This window comes from Flavobacterium sp. CS20 (assembly GCF_018080005.1).
In the GTDB taxonomy this organism is placed as follows: domain Bacteria; phylum Bacteroidota; class Bacteroidia; order Flavobacteriales; family Flavobacteriaceae; genus Psychroflexus.
Genome location: NZ_CP073015.1, coordinates 333,766 through 348,018 on the forward strand (window position 1 = coordinate 333,766; position 14,253 = coordinate 348,018).

At 35.8% G+C, this 14,253-nt stretch carries 15 protein-coding genes and 1 pseudogene; 12 read left to right on the top strand and 4 right to left on the bottom strand.

Annotated elements, in window-relative coordinates:
• Positions 1–55: 55 nt before the first annotated feature.
• Positions 56–799 (bottom strand): GLPGLI family protein, encoded by a 744-nt coding sequence (locus IGB25_RS01500; protein WP_211065866.1) that lies wholly within the window; start codon positions 797–799, stop codon positions 56–58.
• Positions 800–864: 65 nt separating this feature from the next.
• Complete coding sequence (locus tag IGB25_RS01505) at positions 865–1,038, bottom strand: hypothetical protein (protein ID WP_211065867.1); 174 nt, start codon at positions 1,036–1,038, stop codon at positions 865–867.
• Positions 1,039–1,251: 213 nt separating this feature from the next.
• On the opposite strand from IGB25_RS01505, the gene IGB25_RS01510 reads away from it, so the two are divergent.
• The 10 genes and pseudogenes from IGB25_RS01510 (at position 1,252) to IGB25_RS01550 (ending at position 8,919) form a co-directional block, all read left to right on the top strand.
• Positions 1,252–1,395 (top strand): hypothetical protein, encoded by a 144-nt coding sequence (locus IGB25_RS01510; protein ID WP_211065868.1) that lies wholly within the window; start codon positions 1,252–1,254, stop codon positions 1,393–1,395.
• Positions 1,396–1,426: 31 nt separating this feature from the next.
• A pseudogene (locus IGB25_RS15330) lies at positions 1,427–2,487 on the top strand (AMP-binding protein); the annotation flags it as partial.
• Positions 2,488–2,676: 189 nt separating this feature from the next.
• Positions 2,677–2,952, top strand: coding sequence for a hypothetical protein (locus IGB25_RS15335; protein ID WP_371815965.1), 276 nt, complete (start codon positions 2,677–2,679; stop codon positions 2,950–2,952).
• A 2-nt stretch (positions 2,953–2,954) separates the two neighbouring features.
• Complete coding sequence (locus IGB25_RS01525) at positions 2,955–4,028, top strand: aldehyde dehydrogenase family protein (protein WP_256437241.1); 1,074 nt, start codon at positions 2,955–2,957, stop codon at positions 4,026–4,028.
• A 28-nt stretch (positions 4,029–4,056) separates the two neighbouring features.
• A complete protein-coding gene (locus IGB25_RS15125) occupies positions 4,057–4,377 on the top strand; it encodes an aldehyde dehydrogenase family protein (protein WP_256437242.1) in 321 nt (106 codons plus the stop codon).
• A 39-nt stretch (positions 4,378–4,416) separates the two neighbouring features.
• On the top strand, positions 4,417–5,496 hold the full coding sequence (locus IGB25_RS01530; protein ID WP_211065871.1) for an alkane 1-monooxygenase: 1,080 nt from the start codon (positions 4,417–4,419) through the stop codon (positions 5,494–5,496).
• A 40-nt stretch (positions 5,497–5,536) separates the two neighbouring features.
• Positions 5,537–7,135, top strand: coding sequence for a GMC oxidoreductase (locus IGB25_RS01535; protein ID WP_211065872.1), 1,599 nt, complete (start codon positions 5,537–5,539; stop codon positions 7,133–7,135).
• Positions 7,136–7,157: 22 nt separating this feature from the next.
• Entirely contained in the window at positions 7,158–7,736 is a 579-nt protein-coding gene (locus tag IGB25_RS01540) for an FAD-binding oxidoreductase (RefSeq protein ID WP_211065873.1), read from the top strand.
• Entirely contained in the window at positions 7,694–8,245 is a 552-nt protein-coding gene (locus tag IGB25_RS01545; RefSeq protein ID WP_211065874.1) for a 2Fe-2S iron-sulfur cluster-binding protein, read from the top strand. The genes IGB25_RS01540 and IGB25_RS01545 overlap by 43 nt, the downstream gene beginning before the upstream one ends.
• 74 nt (positions 8,246–8,319) lie before the next feature.
• A complete protein-coding gene (locus tag IGB25_RS01550; RefSeq protein WP_211065875.1) occupies positions 8,320–8,919 on the top strand; it encodes a TetR/AcrR family transcriptional regulator in 600 nt (199 codons plus the stop codon).
• Positions 8,920–9,086: 167 nt separating this feature from the next.
• On the opposite strand, the gene IGB25_RS15340 is transcribed toward IGB25_RS01550, so the two are convergent.
• The gene (locus tag IGB25_RS15340) at positions 9,087–9,182 is read right to left on the bottom strand and encodes a transposase (RefSeq protein ID WP_211065876.1); all 96 of its coding nucleotides are present in this window, start codon (positions 9,180–9,182) and stop codon (positions 9,087–9,089) included.
• Between the two features lie 170 nt (positions 9,183–9,352).
• Positions 9,353–10,762 (bottom strand): sugar porter family MFS transporter, encoded by a 1,410-nt coding sequence (locus IGB25_RS01560; protein WP_256437260.1) that lies wholly within the window; start codon positions 10,760–10,762, stop codon positions 9,353–9,355.
• Between the two features lie 236 nt (positions 10,763–10,998).
• Between IGB25_RS01560 and glpK the strand changes: the two genes are divergently transcribed.
• Positions 10,999–13,218, top strand: a complete 2,220-nt coding sequence (gene glpK, locus IGB25_RS01565) for a glycerol kinase GlpK (RefSeq protein ID WP_247653570.1) — start codon at positions 10,999–11,001, stop codon at positions 13,216–13,218.
• The gene (locus tag IGB25_RS14615; protein WP_247653571.1) at positions 13,139–14,179 is read left to right on the top strand and encodes a glycerol-3-phosphate dehydrogenase/oxidase; all 1,041 of its coding nucleotides are present in this window, start codon (positions 13,139–13,141) and stop codon (positions 14,177–14,179) included. The genes glpK and IGB25_RS14615 overlap by 80 nt, the downstream gene beginning before the upstream one ends.
• Positions 14,180–14,253: the final 74 nt, after the last annotated feature.

Here is a 14,253-nt window from a genome sequence, read left to right on the forward strand (position 1 = left end):
TTTTAGGTAGCTGTTTAAATTCAACTTCATTGATTTTATTAATATATAAACAATATTAATTTTTGAATTTACTTTCAATCATTTTACCAACTTTTTTTTGGTATTCTTGAGCTTTCATATAAGATATAATTTTTCTATTATCAGTAAACTCTTCTAAGTTTATAATATTTTGATTTGTTTCTTTTAATTCAACTAATTTAAATTTAGCTATACTATTCTCCATCATTACAATTAATCCAGGTAAGTTACCAAACCTAAATGGGCCGCCTTTTAAATTTATTTCTGGACATATCCATAAACTAATGTCTTTAGATTTTCTTCCTAATTTAATATTTTCTTTAAATTCAGGTATAACTCGTATACAATTATAGTTTCCAATCTTTTTTTTCTTACCAGTAAAATGCCAGTCTATAACATCTTCATCTAAAACTGTAACAAATTTATCAGTTTCATAGTAGAAGTAGATTTTATTTTTTAAAACCAATAGATTTTCATCTATTCCAATGTTTGATAATGCAGATGTTTTATAATATTGGTTTTTATTTTCATCAATACTTAATCTGTTAGGAATTTTATAAAAATAATCGTTTTTATTACATATAATTTCAATAGACAAACTATTGCTATATTCACTAATTTGATTATTCATTCTTTTAATAACGTAATTGTATTGAGAATCTTTTTTTTTGTTAAGTTTTAATTTTTTGATTTCAACTATATTGTATTTAGCCAAATAATTTTGGCTAAATGTAATATTGAATAAAAAAAAAGTTATAACAAAAAATAATTTATAAAACATCTGCAAAAGTATTAACCATTAATTGTTACTTCAAATTCCGATAATCCACCAGCGCCCATACAGTCTCAATAAAAATTAAAATAGTTAGCGTTCATTTCAGCCTGACTATCTCCATATTCTTCGCTTATACGATATGCTTTTTCTGCAAGAGCATCGCAGTCTTCTTGAGATTCAATGCTACTATTAATTGAAAATCCACTAGTTGACAATGTAAACACCGCCAACATCAAAAATAGCATAATTTTTTTATAATAAAAAATATGTTAAAACATATAAAATTATTTTTTATTTACAGATAAAAAATTAAATTAGCCAAAAAAGAGAACTATTTTAATAATAATAGTTCTTATTGTAAATTATAACAGAATTGTATGTATTCATAAGTCGGTGAAGCGAGGTGAATTATAACTCACAGTCAGTGCGTATTGTTAAATAATAATAATACGTACTGAATGTACAAACTGAATGTACAAGAAGATATCCTAAGTAAGGATGTGCCTAGTTTTTTGGGTAGTACATTAGCATATGTTCAACTTAATGGAGCATCTTCTCAAGTTGCTAATGTGATTTATCCAGTAACGCCACCAATCTTATGAAACAAGTCAAATATTAATTAAATAATACAGAATGCTGAACTTATCAATTTTGGTCGAACAAAGTGCAAAAAGAAATCCCAATAAGCCCGCATTGAGCCTTGGCGATTTGACTTTAAGCTATAAAAGTTTTCACGAGAAAGTGTGTCAAACGGCCAATTTCCTATCAAAAAGTGGAATTGGCTATGGCGACAAAGTTGCCTGTTGTGTCCAAATTTACCGCAATATCCCATCCTATTTTTCGGGATTTTAAAAACGGGTGCCACCGTAGTACCATTGAGTGTTTTGCTGAAACCTGATGAGATTGCTTATTATCTTTCTGATTCCGAAAGTGTCATGTTTTTCTGTTTTGTCGGGACCTCTGATATTCCAATGGGAAAATACGGGAAAGAGGGATTTGACATGACCGATTCTTGTAAGCAGTTCATAAGCATTGGTAATCTATCAGATGACATCCGGAATTTTGATGATTTAATTAAAAACGAAGACACTGTTTTTGAATCCTACAGGACTTCGTCTGAAGATACAGCGGTCATCATCTATACATCCGGCACTACAGGACAACCAAAAGGAGCCGAGCTTTCCCATCTCAATCTTTTTAGCAACGCAGAAATCGCTACAGAAATTATAGGATCTTCAGATTTTGAAGCTCAGATGATGGCGTTACCATTATTTCACATTTTTGGTCTAACCGTTACGCTGTTTGCCGGGATTCGAAAATCACTCCACATGATCTTACTGCCAAAATTCGATGCTAAAACTGTGTATCAAAATATTAAGCAGTTTAATATCAAAATTTTTGTAGGGGTGCCGTCCATGTACTGGGCAATTTTGAATGAGGAGGATAATGAAGAAAATAGAAATATCATTAAAAACTTGAGGATCTGCGTTTCTGGTGGTGCATCTCTTCCTGTCAAGATCATTGATGAATTTGAAGAACGTTTTGGAATCCCCATGATAGAAGGTTATGGAATGTCAGAAGGTTCGCCGGTGGTCACATTTAATCAAATGGAAATAGGCAGAAAGCCAGGGTCTATTGGAACACCCATCTGGGGCGTTGACGTAAAAGTAGTGGATGAAGACGGCAACGAACTTCCAGTAGGAGAAAAAGGTGAACTCATCTATCGCGGTCCCAATGTGATGAAATCCTACTATAAAAAAAGCAAAGAAACCGAAGAGGCACTAAAAAATGGTTGGCTCTATTCTGGCGATATAGCCATAAAGGATGAAGACGGATTTTTCTTCATCGTTGACCGGAAAAAAGATCTGATCATTCGGGGTGGAATGAATGTCTATCCCCGGGAAGTCGAAGAGATTATGTTGAGACATCCAGATATTTCTATGGTCGCTGTTGTCGGAATTGATGATGAAAAATTAGGTGAAGAGGTCAAAGCTTTTGTAGTAAGGAAAAAAGACAGTTCAGTTTCCGAAGAAAGTATAAAACAGTGGACAAAGGAGAGAATTGCTAGTTACAAATATCCAAGGTCTATTGAATTTGTAGATGAACTCCCAATGAGTGCATCGGGAAAGATTCTTAAGAAAGAACTCAGGAATAAGTGATTATGGAAGTCCTTGAAGTCATAGAAGCCAATACTGCGGAGATTGAAAGTATCTACGAGTTACAGAAGAAAAACCAGTTTTCTGTAGGCAACACAAATGTTTCAGCCCGAAAAGCAAAATTAATACGCTTGCATGATGCCATTATCAAGTACAAACCTGAAATCAGAGAGGCTCTTTATAATGACTTTGGCAAACACCCGTCAGAGGTTGACCTTACTGAAATTTATCCGATTACTAGCGAAATCAATCACGCTAAGCGAAGATTAAAAAAATGGCTGGGATCGAACAGAAAAAAAACACCTATCGCCCTATTTGGAGCGAGTTCACGAATCAAATACGAACCCAAAGGCGTTGTCCTGATTATATCGCCTTGGAATTTCCCTTTCAATTTGACGTTCGGGCCTCTGGTATCCGCAATAGCGGCAGGCAATTGTATAATGATTAAACCATCCGAAATGACTCCTCATTCCTCTGGTTTGATCAAAAAAATCATTTCTGAAATATTTGATGAGGACGAAGTTGCTGTTGTAGAAGGAGGCGTTGAAACTTCTGAAAAACTGTTATCGCTCCCTTTCAATCATATTTTCTTCACAGGCTCTCCGGCTGTGGGTAAGAAAGTAATGAGTGCCGCATCCAAACACCTAACATCAGTTACGCTGGAATTAGGAGGTAAATCACCAACGATAGTTGACGAAACGGCAAATTTAAAACTTGTCGCAAAACGAATCGCATGGGGTAAATTCCTCAATACCGGACAAGTATGTATAGCTCCGGATTACGTATTGGTACATGAGAGTGTGCAAGAAGCGTTGGTTTTAGAATTACAAAAAAGAGTAGGCATGTTATACTCTGAAGAACCTGCTAAAAATACTTCTTATGCTAGGATTGTAAATAAGAAACACCATAACCGATTAACGCAACTCATTGAAGATGCCATCAGCAAAGATGCAAGAATCGTCGTAGGTGGAGAAAGCCGTGATAAAGACAACTATATTTCCCCAACCATTTTAACCAATGTTGAAGGAGATGCAAGCCTGATGCAGGAAGAAATTTTTATTCTTTGTCACTGTTCTTAGCTTTAAAACTATTGATCAGGCGATTGAAATGGTAAATTCTAAAGAGAAGCCTCTCGCCTTGTATATGTATAGTCGCTCGAAAAGGAATATCAAAAGTGTAATCAATAACACAAGGGCGGGCGGAACTTGTATTAATCATAATGGGGTTCAGTTTTTTAATTTGAACCTTGGCTTTGGGGGATCTAACAACAGTGGCATTGGAAAAAGTCATGGGGATGAGGGTTTTAAAGCCTTTTCTAATCCAAGAGGCATTATGCATCAGCATATCCCCAATGCATTAGACTTTTTAACGCCTCCTTACAATGGCTTCAAACAGAAGCTTATTGATTTGACAATTAAATGGTTTTAGATAAACAATATTAAAAATTAAACTTTAAACACTAATACAATGAAAAAGTTAAAATCTTTAAAATACCTGCAGGGGTTAATCATCCCCGTTTTAGCATGGGTTAGCTTTAGTAAGGATATGCATGGATGGGAAACATTCCTGCCTGTTATCTGGTTATTTGTGGTAATACCACTTCTGGAATTGCTTTTTAGACCTGATCCTAGCAATATTAGTAAAGCAGAGGAAAAATCAAGGCTTGATAATATTCTCTATGATCTTCAAATCTACTTAATGGTTCCAATACAGGTCTTTACATTGGTATATTTTCTTTTCTCGATGCAAGAGGCTGGACTTTCAGTGGTTGATAAAATAGGAAGAATAGCTTCAATGGGTACTTGTTGTGGCGTATTGGGTATTAATGTTGGGCATGAGCTTGGTCATAGAAATACCTGGTATGAAAAGCTAATGGCAAAAATCAATTTAGGGACTTCCCTCAATATGCATTTTCTCCATGAACATAATATACACCACCACCAAATGGTAGGTACACCTGAAGATCCGGCAACGGCTAAATATGGTGATTCAGTATTCATCTTTTGGTTTCGATCTATGATTGGAGTTTACTTCAAGGCATGGGAAGTAGAACGTCAGCGTCTTAAAAAGAAAGGTATCCCTTTCTTTTCACTTCGAAATGAGATGATTCAGGATCACATCGCAGAAGGAGCAATGATTGCGGCTATTTGGTATTTCTTCGGTTTACCTACTGTAGGCTATTTTGTTATCGCAGCATTAATAGGACACCTCCTACTTGAAACGGTCAACTACATTGAGCATTATGGCTTGAAAAGAGAAAAAATTGGAGAGCGCTATGAGCGAGTGATGCCACACCATTCATGGAATTCCGATCACATACTAGGTCGTTTAGTTTTATTTGAACTTTCAAGACATTCCGATCACCATTACATAACAAGCAGGAAGTATCAAATATTAAGACATATGGACACTTCCCCTCAAATGCCTACTGGGTATCCAGGTATGATGATGCTATCTACCATACCACCTCTATGGTTTTCTATTATGAACCCAAAGATTCGAGAAATCAATGAAGAAAAGAAACGGATGAATGTACAACGTCAATAGAATATGCTTGCTCTTATAAAGAAATAAAAATCTGTTTATTATGAATTACGATTATGATTACGTTATTATAGGTAGTGGATTTGGAGGCTCAGTCAGTGCTCTTAGATTATCAGAAAAAGGTTATAAAGTTTTGGTCATTGAGAAAGGAAAATGGCGAAAAGGTAAGGAGTTTGCCAAGACCAACTGGGAATTGCATAAATGGCTTTGGGTGCCGTTTCTGAGATTTTATGGAATTATGAAAGTGACTGTATTACGGCATATTTCGATTCTATCAGGGGTAGGTGTTGGAGGAGGCTCTTTGGTCTATGCAAATACATTACCCATTCCTAAAAAAGCTTTCTTTACTACAGGAAGTTGGGCTGGCTTATGTGATTGGGAGGAGGAACTTAAGCCTTTTTATCCATTAGCATTAAAAATGCTTGGAGCAACCAAAAATCCTATTCTATTTGATGGTGATTTAGCCTTAAAAGAGTTGGCTAAGGAAATCGGCAAGGAAGATCAATTTGCCCGAACTAATGTGTCAGTCTATTTTGGAAAACCAGATAAAACAGTTCCAGATCCTTATTTTGATGGCAAAGGTCCAGATAGAACTGGATGCAACTTTTGTGGGCAATGTATGACGGGTTGTCCCAATAACTCCAAAAATACACTGGACAAAAACTACCTTTTTTTAGCACAGGGACATGGCGCAAAAATATTAGCCGAAAAAGAAGTAATTGGAGTCGAACCAATAGGAGAAAAAGATGGTACTGATGGGTATGAAATAGAATACCAGGACAGCACAAGATTTTTCAAAAAGAAATCGAAAGTGACTGCAAAGGGGGTCATTTTCTCTGGCGGGGTATTGGGCACCCTGAAGCTAATGCTAAAGCTAAAGTCAACCACTTTACCCAATATTTCAGATCGTTTAGGGCATGATGTAAGAAGCAATAATGAAACATTGGTGAGTGTATCCTCTTTAAATAAAGACATCAATATGTCTAAAGGTATAGCCATTGGAAGTATTCTACACACCGATGAACATAGCCATTTGGAAGTATGTAGATATGGCGAAGGTTCCGATGCCTGGAAACTTACCCATCTGCCGTACAGTACCGCACAAAACCACTTGATAAGGTATTTTAACATTTTTGTTACATTCCTGAAATCTCCCATCGATTATATCAATATTTATTTAAGAAACAGTTGGGCTAAAAAAACGGTGGTTTTGCTTTTTATGCAAACGCTGGATAGTACATTAATTTTTAAAAGGAGTAAATTAGGGGGGTTATTCTCAAAAGTTGGATCAGGTAAAAAACCTACTGCCTATATTCCAGAATCTGTAAAGTTAACCTCTATGTATCAGAAAAAAGTAAATGGAAAACCGTCTTCTTTTATTGGTGAGGCGACTCTGGGAATCCCTACAACAGCACATATCTTAGGAGGTGCTGTAATGGGCGAAAGTGCCCAAACAGGTGTCATTGACAAAGACAACAAGGTATTTGGTTATGAAAATATGTATGTTATTGATGGTTCGATGATTTCAGCCAACCCAGGAGTCAATCCGTCCCTATCAATTACAGCAATTGCTGAAAGAGCAATGTCAAAGATTGCTCCCAAAACCAAAAAGAAGGAAGACACTGACTCAATTCGTAACTAGCTTGGATGACTGATTTTAAAATATGAATTTCAACCTTTTCAATCTTTTCAAGCAGAAGCGCAGGCATAAAAAAAAAGATGAATCAACCTTATGTCTTGTTCTTGATTCTGTTGAGAAACTAACAAGCCATGCAACTAAACTGGTGTTTCAACAACCCGAGGTTCCGCTGTACTATGAACCCGGGCAATTCCTCACAATCATTGACGAAGTAGCAGGAAAGAAGCTCAGGCGTGCATACTCATTATGCTCTTCACCCTACTTGAATGAACCCCTGGCAGTTGTAGTCAAAAGAGTGGCAGGTGGCAAAATGTCAAATCATATTAATGATCATTACAAACCAGGAATGCAAGTGGAAGTCATGCCACCAGCAGGTTCATTCACTACAAACTATGAAAAATCGCAAAAGCGAGAATTATTCTTTATCGGCGGTGGTTCAGGGATAACCCCTTTATTCAGCATATTAAAAACTGTTCTGCAACAAGAACCAAAATCCAGTATCACATTAATTTATGGAAATCGTGATGTGGACTCCATCATTTTCAAAGATGAACTGAATCATTGGAGAGAGAAAATAATCAGCTTAGCGTCATACATATTTTAGAAAAAAATGACACGGGTTATGCTCAATATACAGGAATACCTAATGATGATTTAATGAAAAAAATTATTAATGAGCAAGGCGTTTTGGATGCATCCGAAATATTTATTTGTGGACTGGCTCCAATGATGAATGCTTTTCAGCTTGGATTGAAAACGGCTGGAATTCAAAATGAAAAAATCCATATCGAAAGTTTTGAGGCTAAAATTTCAGATAATGCTGATGCTGATCATTCCAAAACGTCTGAAGTGATCATAAATGTACTTGGAGAAACTCATCAACTTCAATTAAATCAAGCTAAACCTATTCTTGACCAAGTATTGGATCTTGATATAGATATGCCGTATTCATGTAAAAGTGGCACTTGTTCTACCTGTAGATGTCTTTTAAAATCTGGAGAAGTAAGTACGGATAAAGCGGAAGGACTTACGGAGGGAGAAATAGCCGATGGATATGTTTTAATTTGTGTTGGCAGACCCTTAAGTGATAGAGTTGAATTAGAGTTGGGTTAGCTGTTTCTAATCTAATCAGTGATCTCTAAAATAATGGATTACTTTAATTACAAACCCTTTTTTATTAATATACCATGGGAAGAAAAGCTATAGACAAAGAAAGAAAAGCACTGACGAAAAAAATTAAATTATGGTTAAGGGAGTTAGTACCGCTATTACAAGATAAGGAACTGAACAATTTTACTTTAGATGAGCTGGCTGAACTTGGAGGTAAGAGCAAGAGCAATATCTACACGTATTTTTCCTCTAAAGAAGAGATATATAAAGCCGTAGTTCAGTCTATTGTTGATGAAATGGATTTTGTCATCTCCAAAGAAGCCATTCAGGGTGACGATGTTGAACAAAATTATCGCACCCTTCTAATCAGACTATGTGAAGGAATACAAGATTTGTCAATAAATTTTATTGAACAAATGCAACTCTATTTTCCCGATGCATGGGATATTATTGAAGAGTTTTCGATGAAAGTGTTGTCCAACTTAGAGGCACTTTACAAAAAAGGAATGGAATCAGGAGTTTTTAAGACTTTCAATATTTCTCTATTGACTGAATTAGATCGCCATTTTGTCTTGTCTATTATGACGAATGCCACTCGCTTTACTAATCAGGGATTAACCTTCAGGGGAGTGATTTCAGAGTATTTGGAGTTGAGATTAAATGCCTTGAAGCACTGAAATCTGATAGCATTAAATTTGATTGATCCTGCTAAATCGAATGGGATTTTGTAATTTCAAATAATTGGTAGCTTGTCATATCAAGGAGTTTTATCTATTAGAAAAGGTTACTTCGTTGTATTTTGTGATGATGTTCTCGAAGACATAGCTCAGCCAGGTTTGCAGATTCAATTTTGTATGTCGTCATGAGCGACTTTGTGCGACTTGGCAAACAGATAGTTTTTCCGTCCAAGAGCCACTGGGTGAATCTGATTTTCAATCATAAATTAGCTACAAAACAAACAAATAACATGTATTTAAAAAACACTACTAACCTTTGTGATATAACAGGATATTTATGTTACAAATATGTTACAAATCAAAGTTGAAGTTATGAAATTTGTAATCCCACAACTTTTTTGCTTGCTCCATTTTGAATTGATATAAAAGGTCATCATAACTTCTCCTCCCAAATTTCTTCTAATTCTTCCAGAGATTTGCCTTTGGTTTCGGGGATATATTTTATAATAAAAAATATCAAAATAATCATAAACACAATAAAGATAAAATAGGGCAGAGAGCCATTCCAAAATTCATTTTTGTTGAGTTCACTTTCCATAACCACTGGAAAACTTTGGGAGACAATATAATTTGAACCCCATTGAGCGACAACCGCCACAGACATGGCTACACTTCTGATGCGGTTGGGGAACATTTCAGATAAAACCACCCAAACCACTGGTCCCATCGACATCGCAAACGAAGCGATAAACAACAACACGCCTATTAAAGATACAAGACCAACGGCATCGTATTTTAAACTAAAGCCTAAAAGTAAAAACCCAATTATCATTCCTACGCTACCAATAATAACCAGTGGTTTTCGTCCGAATCTATCTACAGAAAACATAGCTACAAACGTAAACACGAGATTTACACCAGCCAATAAGATTTGCTGTGCCAAAACATCGTCTTTACCAAAGCCGAGAGCTTTTTCAAAAATATCTGCACCGTAATACAGAACAGCGTTGATTCCCGTAAATTGTTGCAACATAGAGAAAACCGTTCCAATCACAATAATGCCAAGTATGGTTTTAGAGAAATAGTTAACCTTAGTGGTTTGGTTTTGATTTTTTTCAATAGATTTTTTGATCTCCCGTTGTTCATCTATGGCGACCATTTCGCCATGAATTTTGGTTAGGGTTTTAAAAGCTTCTGTATCTCGTCCTTTTAAATACAACCAACGTGGACTTTTAGGGACAAAAAACAAGGCAAACAGAAACAATGCACAAGGAATCAATTCTGACCAAAACATTCTTCGCCAGCCAAATTGAATATTTTGTGCTTCGGTTAAATCTTTTCCTATAAAATAGGTTACGAGAAAGACCACAAAGAAACCAACCACTATCGCCAATTGGTAAAAACTCACCAATATTCCACGTTGTTTTGAAGGTGCAATTTCTGCAATATAAACGGGTGCAGACATCGAGGCTAAGCCAATACCTATGCCGCCAATAATTCTAAAAACGACCAAAAGACTTACGCTTTCTGGCAAAACAGATGGCATTCCTGAACCCCAAGCTGAAACTGTGAACAACACAGCCGAAAGAATTAAGGTGTATTTTCTGCCAAATAAAGTATTAAAAAACCCAGAAGAAACTGCACCAACCAAACACCCTAAAAGTGCACTGGCAACCACCCAGCCTTTCATACCTGGATCTAATTCAAAATATTTACTTAAAAAGAATTGTGCACCGTTTATCACACCTGTGTCATAACCAAAAAGTAATCCGCCAAGAGCAGAAACACTGGTAATCAAAATTAAAAAGGCTTTTTTGTTCATAAGGCTTAGTTTTAAAAATATGTTGGATTTATGATTTATTCAAGGGATTCACATTTATTCAACTTCCAATATTACAAATTAAATTTTAAACCAAAGATTTAGTTTTAAAATTTACGAAATCGATTTATGAAATGATATAAAATCTAATAAATAATTGAACATTTTAAAATACAAACGCTTACATCATTTTAATTTATTTGTTTATTATAAATTACTGTTTATTTTTAGCATATTTGTTAATATTCAAATTTTAAGGTATGGCTTCAAAATACATTATTGCTTTCGATCAAGGTACAACAAGCACAAGAGCAATTATCTTTGACAAAAAAGGAAAAATTCATGGCATTGCTCAAAAAGAGCTCAAACAATATCATCCGCAATCGGGTTGGGTAGAGCAAGATCCTTTAGAAATTTTTGAAGATCAAAAACATGTTTTTCACGAAGTTATAGATCAAAACAATATCGCTGTTAAAGATATTGCAGGTATTGGTATTACTAATCAACGTGAGACGACAGTGGTTTGGGATTCTGAAACGGGACAACCTGTTTATAATGCAATAGTTTGGCTTGATAAACGTAGCAGTGAGATTTGTGATAGACTTATTGAGGATGGCCACGAAGATGACATTATACAGAAAACAGGTATTAAAGTTGATGCTTATTTTTCGGGAACAAAATTCAAATGGATTTTAGACCACGTGCCAGAAGCAAGAGAATTAGCTAAACAAAATAGACTAAAATTCGGAACCATTGATACTTGGTTGATTTGGAAATTTACTCACGGCAAAAATCATCTTACTGACCATACCAATGCATCGAGAACCTTACTCTATAACATACACGATTTAAGCTGGGATGATCAATTGATTGAAGCTCTTGATGTTCCAAAATCGGCTTTGCCTAAGGTGCAACATTCATCTTCAGATTTTGGATTTGCAGAATATAATGAAACCAAAATCCCAATCCTTGGTGTAGCAGGCGATCAACAAGCTTCACTGTTTGGTCAAGGTGGCTTTAAATCTGGAATTGCCAAAAATACTTATGGCACAGGTTGTTTTATGTTGTTGAATACAGGTAAAAAAGCCAATATCTCTACTAATGGTTTATTAACCACATTGACTTGTACTTTGCCTGATGAAAAAATTAAATACGCACTTGAAGGCAGTGTGTTTGTCGCTGGAGCTTCAGTGCAATGGTTAAGAGATAAATTAGATTTTATTAAACAAGTCGCCGAGACTGAGAAAATATGTCTTGAAACTCAAATCAGTAAAGATTTATATGTCGTTCCGGCTTTTGCTGGCTTGGGTGCACCACATTGGGATATGAAAGCCAAAGGCTCAATTTTTGGCTTGACTTTAGATACGGATAAAAACGCCTTGACCAAAGCCACGGTTCAAGCTATTGCTTATCAAATATGCGATGTCATTGAAGCCATGGTGGAAGATAGTGGTCAACAAATGAAAACCCTTCGTGTAGATGGAGGTGCGTCAGCTAATAATTATTTGATGCAATTTCAATCAGATATTTTAAATACCGAAGTAGAAAGACCCGAAATGCTTGAAGTTACAGCTATGGGTCTTGCATTTCTTGCAGGTATTCAAGCTGGTATTTGGACAAAAGAAGATATCACTCAAATCAGAAATATAGATCAGGTTTTTAAACCCCAAATGTCTCAATTTGAACGATCTAAACTTTATGATGGTTGGAAACAAGCCGTAGAACGGACCAAAACTGCACATGCCAATCAGTTGGCTGTTCGAGAAGACATGCCAATTCGCTTTTCGGTTTTGGATAGAAAACCTTTGCTCCATCAAGTCAAAAACACCAAATACGATATCTTAATTATCGGTGGTGGTGTAACTGGTGCAGGAATAGCACTTGATGCGGCTTCACGTGGACTCAAAACTTGTTTGATAGAAAAAAATGATTTTGCTTCTGGAACCAGCAATAAATCTACAAAACTGATTCACGGCGGTTTGCGTTATCTCAAGCAAATGGAAATAGGTTTAGTGAAAGAATCGGGTAGTGAACGTGCTATTGTTCACAATCTTGTCCCTCATTTAGTTGTTCCTGAAAAAATGCTTCTGCCCTTAATTGAAGGTGGTACCTATGGCAAAATCATGACGTCTATTGGACTTAAAGTTTACGATTTTCTCGCTGATGTTGAAGGAGATGACAAACGTAAAATGCTTTCTGCTAAAGAAACCCTCGCCAAAGAACCTTTATTAAACAAAGAAAACCTTAAAGGTGGTGGTTTTTACGCCGAATACCGAACAGATGATGCACGCTTGACTATTGAATTGCTCAAAAAAGCAGCGGGTTTTGGTGCTGATATTTTAAACTATTGTGAAATGACAGATTTTGTCTATAAAGATAACGGTAAAATCAAACACATCAATGTTAAAGACCACAATTCTGGCGAAAAGTTTAGCATCAAATCCAAAGCTTATATTTCTCTTTGCTGGACCATGGGTTGATAAAGTCAGAACTAAAGACACTTCTTTAAATAACAAACGTTTACACTTAACCAAAGGTGTGCATCTGGTATTTTCACATGAGCGCTTTCCACTGTCACAATCTGTTTATTTTGATGTACCTGATGGCCGTATGATTTTTGCTATTCCTCGCGGTCGTGCGACCTATGTTGGAACCACTGATACCAACTATACTGGCGATTTGAATAGAGTAGTGGCAACACAGGAAGATGCCAAATATCTAATTGATGCCACCAACAATATGTTTCCTGATTTGAATTTAAAAATTGAAGATATTGAGTCGAATTGGGCAGGTTTACGACCCTTGATTCACGAAGATGGTAAAGATCCTTCTGATTTATCTAGAAAGGATGAAATCTTTGTGTCCGATTCTGGTTTGGTGTCAATTGCTGGTGGAAAACTAACAGGTTATCGCAAAATGGCTCAACGTACCATTGATGAAGCTTTAAAGCAGTTTAAAAAGAAAAAACTCAAACGAATCAAACCTTCTACTACAAAGCAAATTCAATTGACATCAGAACCCTTAAAAAATTTAGATGCGGTCAAGCAATACCAGTACAACTTAGCTCAGAGACTCAAAAATATCGGGATTGATGATGAATATCAAGCGTGGTATTTGACTTCTAATTATGGCAAGCAAGCTGATATTATTTTGAAAAAAGTCAATTTCTTTATTAACCCAACGCCAATTGAACGCTTGATTAGAGCTGAGTTGTGGTACACGGTACATCACGAAATGGTCAATGGTTTATCAGATTTCTTTGTCCGAAGAACAGGGCGATTGTATTTTGATATTGAAAGTGTACATCAGTTTAGACATATTGTAGAAGAAGATTTAATCAAATATTTAAAATGGGACGAAGCCCGATGCCAAAGAGAAAATCAGTACTTGGATATGCTACTGCAAGATGCATCTACATATTACGAGAAAGAATTTGAATGATACAAAGTTTGTATAAACGCTCAGATTTAAAAAAATAAGCTCAAACAATATAAACTATAGTAACAACAGAAACA

Excerpts from the sequence above, each read along its gene's own strand:
- IGB25_RS01500 (WP_211065866.1), bottom strand. The coding sequence starts at position 799 with ATGTTTTATAAATTATTTTTTGTTATAACTTTTTTTTTATTCAATATT.
- IGB25_RS01505 (WP_211065867.1), bottom strand. The coding sequence starts at position 1,038 with ATGCTATTTTTGATGTTGGCGGTGTTTACATTGTCAACTAGTGGATTT.
- IGB25_RS01510 (WP_211065868.1), top strand. The coding sequence starts at position 1,252 with ATGTACAAACTGAATGTACAAGAAGATATCCTAAGTAAGGATGTGCCT.
- IGB25_RS15335 (WP_371815965.1), top strand. The coding sequence starts at position 2,677 with ATGAATGTCTATCCCCGGGAAGTCGAAGAGATTATGTTGAGACATCCA.
- IGB25_RS01525 (WP_256437241.1), top strand. The coding sequence starts at position 2,955 with ATGGAAGTCCTTGAAGTCATAGAAGCCAATACTGCGGAGATTGAAAGT.
- IGB25_RS15125 (WP_256437242.1), top strand. The coding sequence starts at position 4,057 with ATGGTAAATTCTAAAGAGAAGCCTCTCGCCTTGTATATGTATAGTCGC.
- IGB25_RS01530 (WP_211065871.1), top strand. The coding sequence starts at position 4,417 with ATGAAAAAGTTAAAATCTTTAAAATACCTGCAGGGGTTAATCATCCCC.
- IGB25_RS01535 (WP_211065872.1), top strand. The coding sequence starts at position 5,537 with ATGAATTACGATTATGATTACGTTATTATAGGTAGTGGATTTGGAGGC.
- IGB25_RS01540 (WP_211065873.1), top strand. The coding sequence starts at position 7,158 with ATGAATTTCAACCTTTTCAATCTTTTCAAGCAGAAGCGCAGGCATAAA.
- IGB25_RS01550 (WP_211065875.1), top strand. The coding sequence starts at position 8,320 with ATGGGAAGAAAAGCTATAGACAAAGAAAGAAAAGCACTGACGAAAAAA.
- IGB25_RS15340 (WP_211065876.1), bottom strand. The coding sequence starts at position 9,182 with ATGATTGAAAATCAGATTCACCCAGTGGCTCTTGGACGGAAAAACTAT.
- glpK (WP_247653570.1), top strand. The coding sequence starts at position 10,999 with ATGGCTTCAAAATACATTATTGCTTTCGATCAAGGTACAACAAGCACA.
- IGB25_RS14615 (WP_247653571.1), top strand. The coding sequence starts at position 13,139 with ATGTTAAAGACCACAATTCTGGCGAAAAGTTTAGCATCAAATCCAAAG.